Annotated in this window: 11 protein-coding genes; 5 read left to right on the forward strand and 6 right to left on the reverse strand. The window is 71.7% G+C overall.

The window, feature by feature from the left end:
• Positions 1-23: 23 nt before the first annotated feature.
• Positions 24-1,874: a penicillin-insensitive murein endopeptidase gene (locus tag IPH07_25580; GenBank protein MBK6920793.1), complete on the forward strand. Its 1,851-nt coding sequence runs from the start codon at positions 24-26 to the stop codon at positions 1,872-1,874.
• Here the strand turns inward: IPH07_25580 and IPH07_25585 are convergent.
• Positions 1,850-4,732 (reverse strand): serine/threonine protein kinase, encoded by a 2,883-nt coding sequence (locus tag IPH07_25585; GenBank protein ID MBK6920794.1) that lies wholly within the window; start codon positions 4,730-4,732, stop codon positions 1,850-1,852. The genes IPH07_25580 and IPH07_25585 overlap by 25 nt on opposite strands.
• Before the next feature lie 64 nt (positions 4,733-4,796).
• Positions 4,797-6,629 carry a signal peptide peptidase SppA gene (sppA, locus tag IPH07_25590; GenBank protein ID MBK6920795.1) on the reverse strand — a complete coding sequence of 611 codons (1,833 nt, stop codon included), beginning with the start codon at positions 6,627-6,629 and terminating at the stop codon, positions 4,797-4,799.
• 255 nt (positions 6,630-6,884) lie between these two features.
• On the opposite strand from sppA, the gene IPH07_25595 reads away from it, so the two are divergent.
• Both IPH07_25595 and IPH07_25600 read left to right on the forward strand, forming a co-directional pair.
• The gene (locus IPH07_25595; GenBank protein MBK6920796.1) at positions 6,885-7,301 is read left to right on the forward strand and encodes a hypothetical protein; all 417 of its coding nucleotides are present in this window, start codon (positions 6,885-6,887) and stop codon (positions 7,299-7,301) included.
• Between the two features lie 164 nt (positions 7,302-7,465).
• Positions 7,466-8,833, forward strand: coding sequence for a hypothetical protein (locus IPH07_25600; protein ID MBK6920797.1), 1,368 nt, complete (start codon positions 7,466-7,468; stop codon positions 8,831-8,833).
• A gap of 331 nt (positions 8,834-9,164) precedes the next feature.
• Here IPH07_25600 and IPH07_25605 read toward each other — a convergent pair whose 3' ends face one another.
• A complete protein-coding gene (locus tag IPH07_25605) occupies positions 9,165-12,581 on the reverse strand; it encodes an FHA domain-containing protein (protein MBK6920798.1) in 3,417 nt (1,138 codons plus the stop codon).
• 108 nt (positions 12,582-12,689) lie between these two features.
• On the opposite strand from IPH07_25605, the gene IPH07_25610 reads away from it, so the two are divergent.
• Complete coding sequence (locus tag IPH07_25610) at positions 12,690-13,748, forward strand: serine/threonine protein kinase (protein ID MBK6920799.1); 1,059 nt, start codon at positions 12,690-12,692, stop codon at positions 13,746-13,748.
• A 61-nt stretch (positions 13,749-13,809) separates the two neighbouring features.
• The gene (locus IPH07_25615) at positions 13,810-14,433 is read left to right on the forward strand and encodes a hypothetical protein (protein MBK6920800.1); all 624 of its coding nucleotides are present in this window, start codon (positions 13,810-13,812) and stop codon (positions 14,431-14,433) included.
• Between the two features lie 48 nt (positions 14,434-14,481).
• On the opposite strand, the gene IPH07_25620 is transcribed toward IPH07_25615, so the two are convergent.
• The 3 genes from IPH07_25620 to IPH07_25630 are packed head-to-tail and all read right to left on the reverse strand — an operon-like array spanning position 14,482 to position 17,459.
• The gene (locus IPH07_25620; GenBank protein ID MBK6920801.1) at positions 14,482-15,432 is read right to left on the reverse strand and encodes a hypothetical protein; all 951 of its coding nucleotides are present in this window, start codon (positions 15,430-15,432) and stop codon (positions 14,482-14,484) included.
• 57 nt (positions 15,433-15,489) lie between these two features.
• A complete protein-coding gene (locus IPH07_25625; protein MBK6920802.1) occupies positions 15,490-16,143 on the reverse strand; it encodes a hypothetical protein in 654 nt (217 codons plus the stop codon).
• Between the two features lie 11 nt (positions 16,144-16,154).
• Positions 16,155-17,459: an FHA domain-containing protein gene (locus tag IPH07_25630; GenBank protein MBK6920803.1), complete on the reverse strand. Its 1,305-nt coding sequence runs from the start codon at positions 17,457-17,459 to the stop codon at positions 16,155-16,157.
• Between the last annotated feature and the right edge of the window lie 43 nt (positions 17,460-17,502).

The raw sequence follows: 17,502 nt of genomic DNA on the forward strand, positions 1-17,502 counted from the left end.
GGCCCCCCCTTGGGCGAGCGACGATGTTCAGCCTCCGCGTCACCGCGCCTGACGGCACCAGTCACACCCACGCGCTCCCGAGCGCGCAGGTTGGCGTTGGGCGTGATCCCACCAACGCGATCGTGCTCGAGGGCGTGGGGGTCTCGTCGTTCCACTGCATGATCGAGCTCCAGGCCGGCGTGGTGCTGCTCAAGGAGCGCGGCAGTCGCAACGGCACCTGGTTGAACGGCAAGCGCCTCGAGGAGCCCACACGACTCGGCGAGGACGACCGCTTCTACGTGGGCCCGTTCCTGCTGCAGCTGACGCGGATGGCCCCGGTGCCCGAAGCGCGTCCCGAGCCAGAGATCGACTTCTCGGGCAGCGGACCGATCCTGCGCGCCTCGGCGCCCCACCGGCGCTGGCGTGACACCCAGGCCAAGCTCGAGCGCTACGCCGAGCAGTGGGATCGCGAGGACCGAGCGCCGCGGCTGCTGCTGCGCGACGCCGAGCTGCGTGGGGCCAAGCGATGGCTGGCCTCGCCGCCGCCCTCGCCCGCCGACGACGCCGGACGCCTGGTGCGGGAGTTCATCGACGCCAGCGCGAAGGCGGCGGCGCGGCGCGGCGTGATGACGGCGGTGCTCGCGGTTGCGGGCGGTGCGGTGGTGCTCGCTGGCGCAGCGGCGGCGATCGTGTTCTGGCCCGCGCCCGACCCCGACGCCGCGCCCACGGCGGACTCGGGTGGTGCCGCCGCGACCGAGGGCGGCCAGGACGAGCGCGATACGCCCGTGCGCGACGACGACGACGACGACGACCGCCCCGACGACGACGACGACGACGGCGACGACGGCGACGCGACCCCGGCGACCGACAGCGACGACAGCGCGGTCAACGGACCGATCGTGCACAAGGTGATCCCGAACGAGACGCTCGACGACATCGCGAAGCGCTATGGCGTTCGCGAAGACGACATCGTGCGATGGAACCTCATCAACCGCGACGCGCGGCTGGTCGAGGGCACGGAGCTGCGCATCGAGAGCCCGACGCTGCGCCCGCTGCCGCAGCAGCGCATCGAGTACGAGGTCGAGCCCGGCGAAGGCTGGGTCGCGCTGGCCGAGCGCTTCGGCATCGAGATCTCGAAGCTGCGCAGCTACAACCCCGAGCTCGAAGAGGTCGCGCCCGGCAAGACCATCGTGGTGTGGATCGACCCGAAGCCGTACAAGCCCCGCGAGCCGCGGCAGCCGATCGCCACCCTCACGCTCCCGGAGACGGCGCAGTCGATCGGTTCACCCAACGATGGCCGGCTCGAGAACGGCATCCAGCTGCCGGACAACGACGCGTACACCCGCAAGGCACCGAGCATCATGTACGGCGCGGCGTACATGATCCAGAACCTGCACAAGGCGATCGTCACGTTCCGCCAGGACGTCGATTTCGATGGTGTCGTGATCGTCGCCGACATGAGCAAGAAGCTCGGCGGCCACTTCGACCCGCACAAGTCCCACCAGGCCGGCCGTGACGTCGACATCTGGTTGCCGACGCTCAAGGGCGTGTACAAGAAGAAGTACCTCGGCGACGGCCGCCGCGAGACCGAGCGTCGCGCGATGTGGTACGAGGTCGATTGGTACGCGACCTGGGGCCTCGCGCGCGCGCTGATCCAGACCGGCTCCGTCGAGGCCATCTTCCTCGACCTGCGGCTACAGCCGTACGTCTACAACGCGGCCAAGAACATGGGCGCCACGAAGGAAGAGCTCGACGCGTGGATTCAGTACCCGCGCAAGCACCCGGCGGGCATCCTCACCCACTCGGCCGATCACCTCTCGCACATCCACGTGCGCTTCAAGTGCGCGCCGTACGAGACGCAGTGCAAGGGTCACCGCGGCCCGCCGGGCGACTGACCCGCGCGGGACTCGGGCTCGATGAGCCGCTGCACGAGCGCGCGACACTCGAAGCGGAGGTCGTCCTCGTCGTCACCCGCCGCCTCGGCCAGACGCAGCGCGTCGCCGGCGAGTCTGCGGGCGCGCGCGGGGTCGACCTCTCGCAGCGCCAGCGCGAGGTCGCGGCGCCGGATCGCTTGGTTGCGCGGGGTGTCGTAGGAGGGCTCGGCAGCGAGCGCGAGCTCGAGCACCTCGCGCGCCGGCGCCAGCTCCCCCTGCCGCACCAGCACGGCGCCGAGCTCCGATCGCACCGTCACCAGGCTCTCGCCTGGTAACCCGGCAGCTTCGCGTGCGGCGATCGCCAGCTCGAAGTGGCGGCGCGCGGCCGCGTCGTCGACGAACGCCAGCGACATCCCGGCGTTGATGTGGATGGTGGCGACGTCGAGCGGCGAGAAATCGCCGCGCTGCTCGACGGCCCGCAGCGCGACCTCGAAGTACGGCGCGGCCTGAGCCGCTTCGCCAGCGTCGATGTACGACGCACCGAGGTTCACGCTGGCGGTGATGCAGCCGTCGGACAGCGGACCCGACGTGCGCAGGAAGATGTCGTGGGCCTCGCGGAGCAGCGCGCGCCCCGACTCGAGCTCGCCGCGGGAGTTGCGAACGGTGCCGAGCATCAACATCGCGCCGGCGGTCTCGGGGTGCTCCGATCCGAACAGCGTGCGCAGGCCGTCGAGCGCGAGCTCGCAGTGCGGCTGCGCGGCTCGGGGCTCGCCGTTGGAGTCGAGGATGATGCACAGCTGTTGGTGGGCGACCGCCGTCAGCGGGTGGCCCTCGCCGGCGGTCGCGACCGCCACCTCGACGGCCGTGCGCGCGTGCCCGGTGGCCTCGTCGGCGCGCCCCAGGGCATCGAGTGCACGGGCGATCTCCATCTCGGGCTCGACCATGTCCTGGCACGGCGTGTCGCAGCGCTGCGCGACGCGGGCGCGCACCCCCTCGAAGAGTCGCAGCGACTGCGCCGGCTCACCGACCGCCTTCGCGACGATCGCCATTGCGCGCTCCGCCGACTCGAGCTCGATCGGATCGCCGGTCTTGCGCGCCTCGGCGAACGCTCGCCGCACCCACTGCTCGGCGGCCTCGGCATCGCCGAAGCGCTGGGCCACGAGCGGCGCCAACGCAACCGCGGCCGCGCCCGCGAGGGTCGGATCGCCGGCGGCTTCGGCGGCCTCGTACACCGCGATCGCCCCATCGCGCGCGCGATCGAAGGGGCCGAGCTCGGCGTAGACCCGCGCGCGCAGCAGATCGGTGGCCAGTCGCAGCGGCTCGTGATCGATGTCGGCGGCGGCGACTTCGTCGATGGCCGCGAGCGCGCTCGAGAAATCCCCTGCCGCCAGCGCGTGCTCGCCTTGCGCGAGCCGTGCCTCGGCCTGCTCGACCGCATCGCGCAGCGACGCCGGCACCGGTGGTCGACTCGACGCGAGCACCTCGGCGCGACGGCACGAGCTCGGATCGGGCAGGCGCTCGGCCCGATCGAGCAGGTCGGGGATGCCATCGAGGTGCACGCGCGGCACCGCCTCGGCGACAGCGGTCGCCGACGCCAGCACCCGCGCCAGACAGCGCGCCCGCGGCGAGCTGGCCGCGACGTGCTCGACGCGGCAGCTCTGCTCGTGCTCGCGGGCCCAGCTGCGCGCGAAGGTACCGAGCGCGCGATCGATGCGCTGCCACGACGCGCTCTCGAGCTCGCCGCCGATCGCCGCGAAGCCATCGGCGGCCGCGCTGCGCTGAGGCGCACTCCACAGCGCAGCCCCGTTCGCGCCCTCGGCCTCGCAGGTGTCCGCCGATGCCGGCGTGCCGATCGCGAGCACGCCGATCGCGAGCGCCCCGACCCCTGCGCCCACGAGTCCGAGTCGCCGTCGACGGCCGCGCAGGACCCCGCGCAGCTCGACCAACAGGGCCTCGAGTGTGGGCCAGCGTTGCTCGGGCTCGGCCCCGAGTCCGCGCGCGAGGATGCCGTGCAGCGCCCTCGGCGTGCCCTTCGCGGTCGCCGGTCGCGGCGGCGGCCAGGGCCCCTCGGCGACGCCCAGCACCGCCGCGCGTCCGCCCGGACGCTGCCCCCAGAGCAGCTCCCACAGCGCGACGCAGAACGCGAACTGATCCGCACGTGCATCGATGGGCCCCGAGCCGAGCTGCTCGGGTGCCATGTACGCCGGCGTGCCGACGTACGCGTCGGTGCCTTCGGTCGACCCCGACGACGCGTCCTCGAGGCCGGGCGCCGGTGGCCACGGCGTGACGCCGTCGGCCAGCGCGCGCGCGATGCCGAAGTCGATGAGCACCACGCGGCCGTCGTCGCCGACCACGACGTTCTCGGGCTTGACGTCGCGGTGGACCAAGCCAGCACCGTGCACCGCGGCGAGGCCGGCACCGATCTCGAGGAAGCACGACAGCGTCTCGCGCCAGCCGGGGCGGCGGCGCTCGTGCCACTGCCGCAGGGTCTCGCCGCGGATCATCTCCATCACGATGAAGACGCGGTCGCCGGCGACGCCGACGTCGTAGATGGCGACGACGTTGGGGTGGTTCACGCGCGCGTTGGCGCGCGCCTCACGGATGACGCGGGCCTGTAGCTGCGGGCGATTGGCCTCGATCAGCTTGAGCGCGACGTCGCGACCGAGCACGGGATCGTGGGCCACCGCCACCGTGCCCATGCCGCCCTGACCGAGCCGCTCGCGCCACTCGTAGCGACCGAACGATGCCGGCGCGACCGTCTCGCCGAAGAGCCGCGCGCGCACCACCGCTCGCGCCACACTGCCGTGCCAGGTGACGTGCTGGGCGACCGCCGTGATCTCCTCCGCTGGCGTCGACTCCACTGGGGTCTGCTCGGCCATGCCGCGCCCGCGATCATGCCACCGCTGACGCACCAGGTGCGCCGCGGTTGGGACGCCCCGGCGGCTAGTCGACGTCGACGAGGGCGTAGGCGTAGATGCCGCGGGGATCGTCGAGCACCGTGAAGATCCGAGCCTGCTCGTCGAACTCCCGCAGCACGCGACCGAGCGCGGGCCCGGCCAGGCCGTCCCCCATTCCGAGCGATGCCGCCGCACCGCCCAGCATCTGCTTGACCACGCGATCCTTGAAGTCGAGCTCCTTCTCGACGTACTCGACCGCGTAGTCGCTGCCGAGCCCGCCGCGCTCCGCCGCCGCGGCGATCGCCTCCTTCAGGCCACCGAGCTGATCGACCAGCCCCGCCGCGAGCGCGTCCTCGCCACTCCACACACGCCCCTGCGCCACCGCGTCGACCTGCTCGGTCGTCATGCCGCGGGCGTTGGCGACCCGCTCGAGGAACTCGCGGTAGCCGTGCTCGATGCCGCTCTGGATCGTTCGCGCGAGCGCCGGGTCGAGCGCGCGGTTGGGGTTGGGATCGGCGAACGCGGTCGACGACACGCCGTCGACGTGCACGCCGAGGTGGTTCGCGAGTGGCTTGTCGAAGGTGGGGAACATGCCGAAGATGCCGATCGAGCCCGTGATCGTGGTCGGGCTGGCCCAGATCTCGTCGGCTGCGGTGCTGATCCAGTAGCCGCCCGAAGCTGCGACCGAGCCCATCGAGACCACCACCGGCTTGCCGGCGGCCCGTGCGAGCTCGAACTCGCGGCGGATCACCTCGGAGGCAAACGCACTCCCGCCGCCGGAGTCGACCCGCAGCACCAGCGCCTTCACGTGCTCGTCGAGCCGCGCCTTGCGGACCAGCTTCGCGGTCGAGTCGCCGCCGATGGTCCCGGCCGGCTGGTCGCCATCGGTGATGACCCCGCGCGCCACGATCACCGCCACGCGATCGCCGTGCTGCTTGCGGGGCGACTCGCCACGCACGAACTCGAGGTAGGTGTCGGCATCGACGTGGTGGAAGTCGTGGGTCTTGGGCTCCTCGCCGACCAGCTCGACCAGGCGATCGCGCACGAGGTCGCGGCCACCGACGTGGTCGACGAGCCCGGCCGAGACCGCAGCGGCGGCCGAATCACCGCTGGCCGCGATCACGCGCTCGTCGAAGTGCTCGGCGTAGGCCAACAGGTCGGCCGCGGCGATGCCACGGGCCGCGGCGACGTCGGCGATCCATGCCCGCCACAGATCCCCCATCCATGCCAGGTCGGCCTCGCGCGCGGCGTCCGACATCCGGTTGTTCAGGTACGGCTCGACCGCGGACTTGTACTTGCCGACGCGGAAGATGTGCCACTGCACCTCGAAGCGATCGATCGCGTCCTTGAAGTACATCGAGTACCGCGCGAGGCCGGGAATCGAGACCTCGCCCATGTCGTGCATGTAGATCTCGTTGGCGAACGCGGCGAGGTAGTAGGCCGCCTGCGAGTAGCGATCGGCGGTGGCGATGATGGTCTTGCCCTGCTCGCGGAACGCCTTCAGCGCGACCCCGAGCTCCTGCAGCTTGCTGACGCCGGCCGATTGCAGCTCGCTCAGGTCGAGCACGAGTACGTGGATGCGATCATCGGTGGTGGCGCGCTCGATGGTCTCGACCATGTCGCGCAGCAGGGTCTCCTCGCCGGGGCCGCCGGTGAGCAGGCCCGAGATCGACGGCCCCTCGCCGCTGCGTTGCTCGACGATGGTGCCCTTGGGCGCCAGCACGAGCGCGTTCTTGTCGGCGAAATCCGGCGACTTGCCGGCGACACCGACCACCAACAGCGCGAAGAGGATCGCGAAGAACAGCAGGTTCAGGATCGCGATGCGCAGCTTGTTCGAGAACGTCCACAGCCGCTTGCACCCCCGCCAGAGGCGGGTCATCCACGGACGGACGAACGATCGTCGGGGGCGCTGTGCGGTGGCCACCCGAGCACTATCCGCGGGTTTGGCCGCAAACGGGCGTCGTCCCGCCGTGAGGACGCTCTCCCGTACAATCGCGACGCGACGCGAAACCACCCGGCCACGTCGCCGTGTCGAAGCCCGCACGTGGCCGTGCGCCGGTCCGCGTGCGACGGCCGCGGACGCGTCCCGAGCTGGAGCTTGCCGGCATCGCGCCGCGACGGCACGAGCACGATCGTGCGTGCGTTGTTCTTCTCGCTGTGTCTCGCAGCGTGCACCAGCGCGTCCGCCGACGACGAGGCGACGCAGGTCTGCACGGCGCGGGTGGACGTCATGCGTCGGCAGCTCGGTGGCGGCTCCGCCGACACGCGCATGCTCGCGGGCCTGCCGGCGTGGGCGCAGGCCCTCCACGATCGCATCACCCGCTCCGCCGACGTTGCCGAGCGGGCGCGACTGCTGGACGAGGCGGTCGTGAAGTCGATCGACGGCTGCTACGGACTCGCCGACGCATTCCGCGAGGCCGCGGCGGCGCCGAGTGGACAGCGCCGCGCCGCGATGGCGCGACTGGTACCCGAGGCGGTATCGGCCTGTCGCTGCCGCGGCGTCGACGTCGAGTCGCTGGCGGTGTTCCTACAGCTGTCGCCGACGCCCTGACCGTGCCGCCCGACGCGCCCGTCGGCGGCGAACGGGCACGAAGAACGCCGTCTCACGGCCATGGCGGCGCTCGGCCGCGCGCGCAGGTGCAGCCCCGGCGGCGCTGGCGTAGACTGATGCGAGTTCGGGCACGCTTGGTGCTCGGTTGGCGATGGAGTGGTGGGATGACTCGAGCGTTGGATGTTTCGTCGTGGAATCTGTCGTGGCCACTGCTGGCGGTTGCCGCCTGCGGACCGGTGATCCCGATCGACGCCACCGGCACGGATGGCAGCACCGGCGGTAGCGCGAGCGACAGCGACACCGTGCACACCAGCGTCAGCGGCGACGAGACCCCGCCGCAGTGCGTGGCCGATGCCGACTGCGATGCCGGCTACGACTGCATCGACGGCATGTGCGAGTACGCGTGCAACTACTGCTGCGGCGCGTCGCCCGACGGCGAGAACCACTTTCGCTGCAGCGAAGAGGGCTTCTACGAGTGTTTCGACGACGTCGAGTGCGGTCCGGGCTACGTCTGCGAGAACCACTACTGCGTCGTCGAGCCCGGTCGCGATTGTGGGCAGCTGCCGAGCTTCGCCGGGTCGATCAGCCTCAGCTTCACCGAGCCAGAGCCGATCGCCGACCTGCAGTACGCCAGCGCCGGCGGCGTGCCGGGCTTGCTGGTCACCCACGGCAACCGGGTGTCGCGCGTCACCGCGGGTGGCACGACGCCGTTGATCGACGCCGAAGCGGTGGTGGCCGCCGTGCTGGTGGCGGACCTCGACGGCGACGGGCTCGGCGACGTCATCGTCGCGACCGCGGGCCCGGAGCCTGCCCTCACGCCTTGGCTCGCCGACGCCGGCGGCTTCGTGGCCAGCGCAGCGGTGCCCATGAACGTGCTGTCGCTGGCGACCGCTGATCTCGACGGCGATGCCGGCCTCGATGTGCTCGCGCGCACCGACACCGGCATCCTGCGGTTGCAGGTCGACGCCGGCGCCCTCGCGCCGCCGCAGGCCCTGGTCGCCGGGACCATCGGCGCGATGGCGACGCTCGATCGCGACCTCGACGGGCGCACCGACGTCGCCGCCTTCGTCGACGGCGGCTACGGGGTGTGGTCGGCGGACGGCAGCAGCTTCGGCCTCGATGCACCCGCGGGCCCCATCGACCCCGTGTCCCTGCACGCAGCGAACTTCGCGGGGACCGCGGTGAGTGACGTGCTGGCGATCGTGCCCGACTTCACCACGCTGGTATGGACCGGCATCGACGGCAACACGCAACCCCAGCTCGACGGCCACCAAGGGCTGGCGCTCACCGCCATCGACGCCGACCTCGATGGCGACGGCACCGCCGACCTCGTCGTCGGCCGCACCGACGCCGTGCTCACCGTGATCTACGGCGGCCCGTTCCACCCGAAGCTCTCCAGCCCCCTGCTCGAATGTCCGAGCGAGTCGCTGGTCCCCGCGCTGCACCTGGCCGCCGGCGATCACGACGGCGACGGCGATCTCGACCTGGCGTACAGCGACGGCAGCACGCTCCACGTCGCGCTCCACCAGTGACGCGCGCGATCGCGCCGTAGCAACGCCCACGGCACTTTCTCGCAGACGGCAGGCCTCGCTCGCGCAACCAGCGAGTGATGAACGCTCGAAGCCGTGTCCTCGCGGGGGCGACCGCCGCATGGATGGTGCTCGCAACCGGGTGCTACGTCGGACTGCAGGGGACCGCCGACGACGCACCGGCGGGCGGTGAGAGCTGGGGCCCCGCGTCGTCGGAGGGCGGGAGCGAGGGCGGGGCCGGTGATGATGCCCCCAGCGACGCGTGTGCGCAGCCGCAGGTCGGCGCGACGCCGCTGCAGCTGAGGTCCGTCGCGCACGCGGCCAACGTGCCGGCTCACTCGCAGGTGTCGCGCGGCGAGCCGTTCATCAGCGACTCCCACTCGTCGCCGGTGAGGCTGCGACCGATCATCATGCAGCCCACGCGGTGCAGGCCCTCGGGCTGCAGCGGCCACAGCCGCACCGCGCCATCCCAGCTGCCGGTCACCAGCGCGCTACCGTCGGTGGCGACGCGGATGCGCGCGACCACGCTGGCGTGACCGTCGAGCACCATCACGCCCTCGGCGATGTCCTTGCCGGCGGCCACCGGCCACGCCCGCACGACACCGCCGCCGTCGCCGCTGTACAGCCAGCGACCGTCGGCGCTCCACGCCACCGCCGAGAGGCTCGCAGCGTGACCGGGCAGCACCACCGGATCGTCCTCCGGGTGCTTGCTCGACGTCCGCCACAGCACCAGCTTGCGATCGCGACCGCCACTGGCGAGCCAGCTGCCGTCGGGCGAGAACGCCAACACGTCGACGCCGTCCTCGTGCTTCTTGAGGCGCAGCGGCTTGGGCTCGTCGGCGAGCAGGTTCCACAGCACCACGCGATCGTTGGCATCGCCCGAGGCCGCCCAGTGACCATCGGCCGAGATCGCCACCGAGAGAATGTCGGAGTCGTGGCCGCGCAAGCGTCGGGTCGCGCCGGTCGGATCGGCGCGGTTCAGGTCCCACAGGTTCATCTGCTTCACGCCGGCGGTGAGCAACCATCGCGACGTGGGTCCGATCGCGACCAGCCGTACGATGTCGTCGTGTTGGAGCACGACGACGTCCTTGCCGGGGTCGTCGGTCATCCGCCACACACGAACGGTCTTGTCGCTGGCGACGCTGACCAAGACCTTGCCGTCGGGGCCGAACTCCAGGGCGTTCACCGGCGCGGTGTGGCCGGCGTACGCCGCATGGGCATTGCGGGGGTCTTCGCTCTCGAGGCCCCACAGGTGCACGATGCCGTCCTCGGACGCGGTCGCGCCGAAGCGACCATCGGGCGTGACCGCCACGCGCACGCGGCCCTTGTGCTCGGGCAACTCGACCAGCGGGCGCAGGCGAGTCGGCGCGGTCGCGTCCCACAGGCGCGCCGTGCCATCGGCGCCACCGCTCAGCACCCGCGTCGCCGCCGGGGCCATCGCGACGTCGAGCACCTGGCCACGGTGACCACGCCCGACCAACGACACGCCCTCGACGTGCCGCTGCGCGAGGTCCCAGACCTTCACGCGGGCATCGGCGCCGCCGCTGACACCGAACACGCCGCTGCCATCGACACCGACCGTGACCTTGCCGGCGGCGTGGGCCGCGATGACATTGCCGTCGATGGTCTTGTCGATCTGCGAGGGATCGAGCGTTCGCAGCGAGCCGTCGGCACTGCCGAACACGACCTGGTAGGGCATGCGGCCCGCCACCGGATCCGAGGGCTTGGGCCCGCGCAGGACCATCGCCGTGATGTCGCCCTGTCCACGGCCGCGACGGTCGGAGAGGCCGGCCTCTTCGGGCTTGGCGACCGTCATCTTGAAGACCGTCGCGAGATCGTCGGCGCCGGCCGTGAGCGCGAAGCGACCGTCGGGCGTGAAGCCCACGAACGACACCGCCTCGTCGTGGCCGCTCAGCTCGCGCACGGTCGCGCTCGGCACCCGCGCGGTGAGATCCCACAGGCGCCCACGGGCATCGGCGCCGCCGGTGAGCGCCCACTTGCCGTCGGGGGAGATCGCGACCGACAGCACCGCACCGAGGTGGCCCTCGAGGCGCGTGGTCTTGCCGACCAGCTTGCCGGCCGCCAGCCGCCGCACGATCGCAAAGCCGTCGTCACTCGCGGTCGCGACCCGCGTGCCGTCGCGCGAGAGGAACACCGAGGTGATCGCACCGGTGTGGCCGTCGAGCACCGTCGAGCCCGACGCCGGCGTGCTCAGATCGATCGCGCGTGCGCGACCACTGCGACCGCCAACCACCAACCATCGGCCGTCACCGCTGATCGACATCGCGGTGATGCCGGACTCGGGCGCCGCGAACGGCTGCCCATGGGGCGGCGACTCGGCGAGGTTCCACCGCCACACATCCTCGTCTTCACCGGCGGTCACCAGGGTCTTGCCGTCGTCGGCGAACGCGAGGTGACGCACCGCGCCGAGGTGACCGCGCAGGCGAGTCGCTCGCGCGGCGCCGGGTCGCTCGAGATCCCACAGCGAGACCGCCGACGAGTCGCTGCCGACGTCGACGCTGGCGACCCAGCGACCGTCGTTCGACATCGCGACCGCTGCGATCGCGCCGCTGTGTCCGAGCAACGGTCGCCCCTGAACCTTCGCGGTCACCTGTCGCAGCGCCCGCTCGGCCGCGCTGCCGCGGACATCCTCGAGTCCCACGGTCGGCAGCGCCTCGAGCCCCTCGAGCGCGACGATCGCCGCGGCCTCCGCCTCCTCGGGCGCCAGCGACAAGGCCTTGGCCGCGAGCGCGTCGGCGATCGCCGTGTCGTCGCGCGGTGGCGGAACCACCTCGGGCGTCGGCGTCTCGCCGCCGGTCGCCGTCGCGGTGTCGCCGTCGACCGGCTCCGGATCGTCGCGCATCTGGACCAGCTTCCACGCCGCGGTACCGCCGATGCCGAGCACGAGCCCGCCGATCGCGACGTTGCGGACGATGCGAGTCTGTCCGGCGCGCGCCGACGCGCGGATGAACTCCTTGTGCTCGCGCTTGGGCGGCGGCTTGCGCCCACGGCCCTGCTCGAGCCAACGGCGCGCGTGTGCCAGCTTGTCGCCGCGCAGCAACATCGTGCGGTCGCGGCGGGCCGCGATCCACTGTTGCACGAGCTTGTCGATGCGCTCCCACTCGCGGACCCATCGCGCATCGTCGAAGGCACCGCCGGGTCCCGCGGTCATCGGCGACGGCGGCGGCATGCCGGTCGTCACGCCGCTTCGCACCGGGCCCGGCAGCGGTGTGTGACCGCCCGAGCCGTGCACGCCGGGCGGCTGCGACATCGGCTGCGCGCCGCTGCCGAACACCGGCGACGGTCCCGTGCTCGCGCCCGGCGGCGGCATCATCGGCTGGCCCCCCGAGCCGCCGGCTGCGACCGGCATCGATCCGGTCACCGGGCGCGTACCGAACGCGGGCGTGGCGGTCGGCGCTGCGCCGGCGATCGGCATCGATCCGGTGGCCGGCCGCGCGCCGACGTCGTCGAGGATGCGGATCTGGTAGACCGCCATCACGATCTCGTCGAAGCCCGTGACCGACTGCGCCCCACCGACGCGCACGCGGTTGACGTAGGTCCCGTTGGTCGAGCCCATGTCCTCGATGCGGAAGCCGCCCGGCACCTGCGAGATGCGGCAGTGCTGGCTGGAGACGCCCTTGCCCTGCAGGCACAGATCGCAGCTGTCGAGACGTCCGAGGACGATCGACGCCTTGTTGAAGGTCACCAGCCGCGGCTGCTGCCCCTGCTCGCTGATCGACAGCCGGATCATGGCTCTCGCGCCCCCCTTTGTACCCGCCCCACGCCGCAGGGATCCACAAGCTCGGACGTTTCGCGGCCCGATCGCCCGGGCTGCCTGCTACGGTGCGGCCCGAGCAACGTGGCGGATACCCGCACCGAAGAACCGACCACCGGCCCCGCGCGGGCGGACACGGTGCCGGCGGCGAGCTCCGCCGAACCCGCACCCGCGGCGATCGGCCGTTATGTCGTCACCGGCAAGCTCGGCGCCGGGGGCATGGGCGTGGTCTACCGCGCCTTCGACCCGCAGCTGCAGCGCACCGTCGCGATCAAGCTGGTGCGCCCTCGCCGGGCTCGCGATCCCGCGGCCGCCGAGCACCACGCACGCTTGCTGCGCGAGGCCCGGGCCCTCGCGGCGCTGTCACACCCCAACGTGGTGCCGGTGTTCGACGTCGGCGAGCACGACGGCGGCATGTTCGTCGCGATGCAGCTCATCGAGGGCGACAACATGCAGCGATGGCTGGCGCGCGAGCAACCGCCGTGGCGCCGCATCCTCGGGGTCTTCCGCGCCGCCGGTCGTGGCCTCGCCGCCGCCCACACCGCGGGCCTCGTCCACCGCGACTTCAAGCCCGCCAACGTGTTGGTGGGCGACGACGGCCGCGTGCGCGTGGTCGACTTCGGGCTCGCCCGCGCTGCGCTCGGCGAGGACGAGCGCGCCGAAGGGCGCCTCGATCCCGAGCTGTTCGGCAGCGTCACGCAGGTCGGCGTGCTGGTCGGGACCCCGCTGTACATGGCGCCGGAGCAGTTCGTGGGCGGGGCCGCCGACGCGCGCGCCGATCAGTACGCGTTCTGTGTGGCGTTCTTCGAGGCGCTCTACGGCCACGCGCCGTTCGTGGGCCCCGAGCTGCGGCCGATGCTCGCGGCCAAGCGCAGGGGCCAGGTGCCACCCCGGCCCGCCCACGGCCGCGGCGCCGACGTGCCCCAGGCGCTCCACGACGTGATCGCCCGCGGGCTGCAGCCCGACCCCGCGCGCCGCTTCGGCAACATGCCCGATCTCCTGCGAGAGCTGCGACGCATCAGCGAGGCCAACACCGCCGAGGACAGCGAGGCCTCGTCGCGCCGACGTGGCTTGCTACTGTTCCTCGTGGTCGCGCTGGTCGCCGTGGTGGTGTTCGTGGCCCGTTGTGCGACCAACGGCTGAAGTTTGCACCGCCGGCCGTTGACAAGGCCCCGGCCGTTGGCTAACCCATCTTGCCGTGCGCATGCCATCGTCCAGGACCCTGCAGCTGTTGACGGTCGCGGCGATGGCCGCGACGGCGACCGGCTGCGCGAAGCGGCTCCCGCTGACGCCGAAGGAGCTCGACCGCGTGAAGACCGAGGCCGGCGTCCAGCCGCTGCGGGTCTACACCAGCAAGCACGTGATCGCGCGCTACCGCGACGCCAACACCGCGCAGCAGTACACCGTCGAGAAGAAGATCCAGGAGACCTCGTCGGGCGCCGACAACGAGGAGTTCACGCGCCGCGACGACTCCGGCCTCATCCTCAAGATCGACGAGCTCAACGGCGACCCCGCGCTGTGGGTGACCTTCGACGCCCGCTTCTCCAAGCCCGAGGACGCGATGATCTTCGTGCAGAGTGGCGACGGCATCTTCCGGCTCAATCACGTGCCCGAGCGCGAGGGCTTCCGCCCGCCCGAGGTCTTCCGTCAGCGCACCTGCAAGAAGTGCAAGATGAAGAACGGCCGCATGAAGAGCCTCGCCGAGGCCAACGACGTGCTGCTGATCAAGAAGAACAGCGGCAAGCTGCTGACCATCGACCTGCAGGTCAAGAAGGTGGTCTCCGATCGCGTGAAGACCAAGCGTCGCCGCGCGGGCGGCATCGACTAGCAGGGTGCGCGAGCGCAGAGGCGCGCCACGACGGGCGACCGCACCCGGCTAGCCGGCGGCGGGGGCCTTGGGCGGCGCCGCCACCGAGCCATGCTCGGCGAGCATCTGCTCCCAGACCCCCGGCACGGTCACGATGTCGCGGTTCGACAGCGTGAGCGGTCGCTTCACGTTCACATTGCGGAACACGGTCGGCGGCTCATCGCTCTTGGGATCGCGATCCTTGATCACGACCGACTCGCTGACGACCACGTTGCCCTCGGCGAAGTCGACCGTGCGGATGAGCTCGAAGCTGCGCACGTTGCCGTCCTGCTGGACCTCGCGGCGGTCACCGAGCAAGAACTCGCCGGGCCCCAGGCAGGTGCCGTCGCCCAGCACGACCGCGCGCTCGTCGAAGCGATCGCCGACCAGCGGCACCAGCCGCATCACCCGGTTGCACTTCTTGGGATCGTCCTTGTCGCACTGATCGCTCTCGACCACGAGCACCTTGCTCGCGCCCATCGGCTCGAGTCGCAGCTTCGCGCGGTTGGCGTGGGCCCGCATGGCGCCGATCGAGCGCACGGCGATGCCACGCTTGGTCCACTCCGCGATCGCGATCGGCCCCAACGCGTCGCCGTCGTCGAACCACTTGGCCTTGACCCACACCAGCGAGCGGCTGTCTTCGAGCGGGACGATCACCAGGTCGTCGTCGACCAGCGGGCGGTCGGGCAGCGCCTCGCCGCCGTTGCCGGCCGCGACGCACTGCGCCGTCTCGGGCGGTAGCTGCGGCTCGACCACCTTGTTGCTGCAATCCTTCAACGGCGTCGCAGGCACGCCGGTGTTGGGGTTGAAGTTGCGCAGCAACACCGAGAACCACATCTTGGGCGGCAGCTGACCCGACTGCGATTCCACGGCCGCGTCACCCTCGACCTCGCGCTGGCAGATCGGCATCTGCGTGACCTCTTCGGGCTTGCAGGCGGCGAGCAGGGACGCACTGACGACGAACGAGAGGGCGAGTCTCACGGCGCCGGAGCGTACCACTTCCGACCCGTGGCCTGGCGGACGCGAGACCGGCGACCGCTACCGCGGGACCGGCCGCACTTCGCCCTGCTGCGCCTGACCGGCGGCGTCGATGCAGGCGACCTCGAGCCGCTCGAGCCCGACCGGGATGCCGATCATCGTCTTGGTCACGAGGCGCCCACCGGTCACGCGGCAGTGCTCGATCGCTGCGCCCGACGAGGGTGTCACGGTGGCGTACGCCGCCGCCGTACCATCGGCGCCGAGCTCGACGTCGAGCAGGTAGACCTGCTCCTTCTCGGCCATGCGCACCACGAACGCGTGGGCGTCGCGGCGCTCGTAGTCGATGTCGATGTGCCGTCGCACGCCGCGGCCGAACGGGCTGCGCTCGTCGTTCTTGCCGGTGTCGACCCACCACATGCGGACCTCGGCGAGCTCGTTGCCGGGCTCGCTGGAGATCCAGGCATCGATCGCGATCTGGTAGTCCTCGTCGGGGTGCAGCGACTGCTCGATGCGCGCGACCTCCTGGTGCCGCAGCTCCGCATCCGCGAGCGCCTCGACACTGGTGCGACGGTGAGGAATCCGGGACTTCTGCGCCGCGGCGTCGGCCTCGGTCGCGGCGGCCTCCGGGCGCCCACACGAGGTTCCACAGGCGCACGCGCCCAGCAGCGTCACCGCCCACAGCCCTCGCAGCCGCGACATCGTCTCCATCTGCATGCCCACCCCTGCTAGTTGCCCTCGCCGCCGACCTCGGCGTAGGCGCGCGCGAACTCGGGCCCGAACATCGCCTCGGTCAGCAGACGATCCGACTCGAGCAGCTCGCGGTGTCGCTGCATGTACTGCTTCCACAGCGCCGCCCCGCGGGTCGGCCATGCGGCGGTGACCTGACGCTCGATGGCACCGGGATCGAGCCGCGCGAGCAGCCCACGGGCACCCTCGAGGACGCCGTTGATGAGCGCTACCTGGTGGATCATCAGGTCCGCGTAGACGCCGACCAGCTCCTGCGTGCGATGGGGCCCACCGACCTGCCAGTCGAGCAGGTACTTGAGCACGTTCTCCGCGGTGCCGGCCGCGTGCAGCGGCGTGAACTCCTTGATGGTGCGCACGCCCATCTCGTTGCCGAACTGCTCCTGCCCCTTCTGCAGCTCGACGAAGGCCTTCGCGCTCGCGCGCAGCACGTCCTCCACGCAGCGCAGGAACCGGCTCGCCTCCTCCGGCGTGCGCGGTGGTTCTTCGCCGGGACGGACCGCCTCGGCGAGGCGCGCCACGTTGCCGAGATCGCCCCCACCGGCACGCGCGCCCGCCGGCGCCGTGGGCTTGGGCGCCGACGCGACGCCGGCCTGCGCCAACACCTGGGCGAACTCGGGCTCGCGCTCGAGCTCTGGGAACTCGCGCTGAAACACCGACAGCGCGAACTGTCGGGTGCCGCCGTCCATGCTCGACAGCGTGTGGTGCATCGCGGTCATCACCGTGGACCACGCCCGACGAAACTGCTCGACTGCAGGACGCAGCCCCGTGACCGCGTCGTGGATCTCGTGCATCGGCACGTGGGCGGTGCCCGCGGGCGCGGCCGCGGTCTGCCGCGCGCCCGCCCGCGCGGGATCGATCGCTCCGACCACGGCCCATGCTGCGGTCGGCTGCACCGCGGATGGGGCCGGCGTCGTCGCCCACGGCGATGCCGAGGGCCCCGCTGGGGCGGGCATCCCCGCAGACACCCCGGCGTGCTCCCCCGCCTTCGACAGCCGCAGCTCGAGTCGGCCGATCGTCACCGACAACATCGCCCCGATGTCGACCGGCTCGCCCGCCTGCACGCGCCGACCGTCGAGCAGGGTCCCGTTGGTGGAACCGAGATCGAAGAAACGCGCGGTCTCGTCATCGAAGCGGACGATCGCGTGCCAGCCCGAAACGAACGGAAACGGCAACGAGAGATCGTTGAGCGGGTTGCGACCGATGCGGATCGGCGACTTGGAGAAGCTGTACTCCGATGTAGTGCCAGTCTCGGCATCGAACACCGTGATCGAGATCGGCGACATGTCGACTGGGCGCTGCGCGCGAGCGTAGCACGGCCCGATCCCC

The organism is Deltaproteobacteria bacterium, assembly GCA_016709225.1.
GTDB lineage: Bacteria > Myxococcota_A > Polyangia > Nannocystales > Nannocystaceae > Xiheibacterium > Xiheibacterium phototrophicum.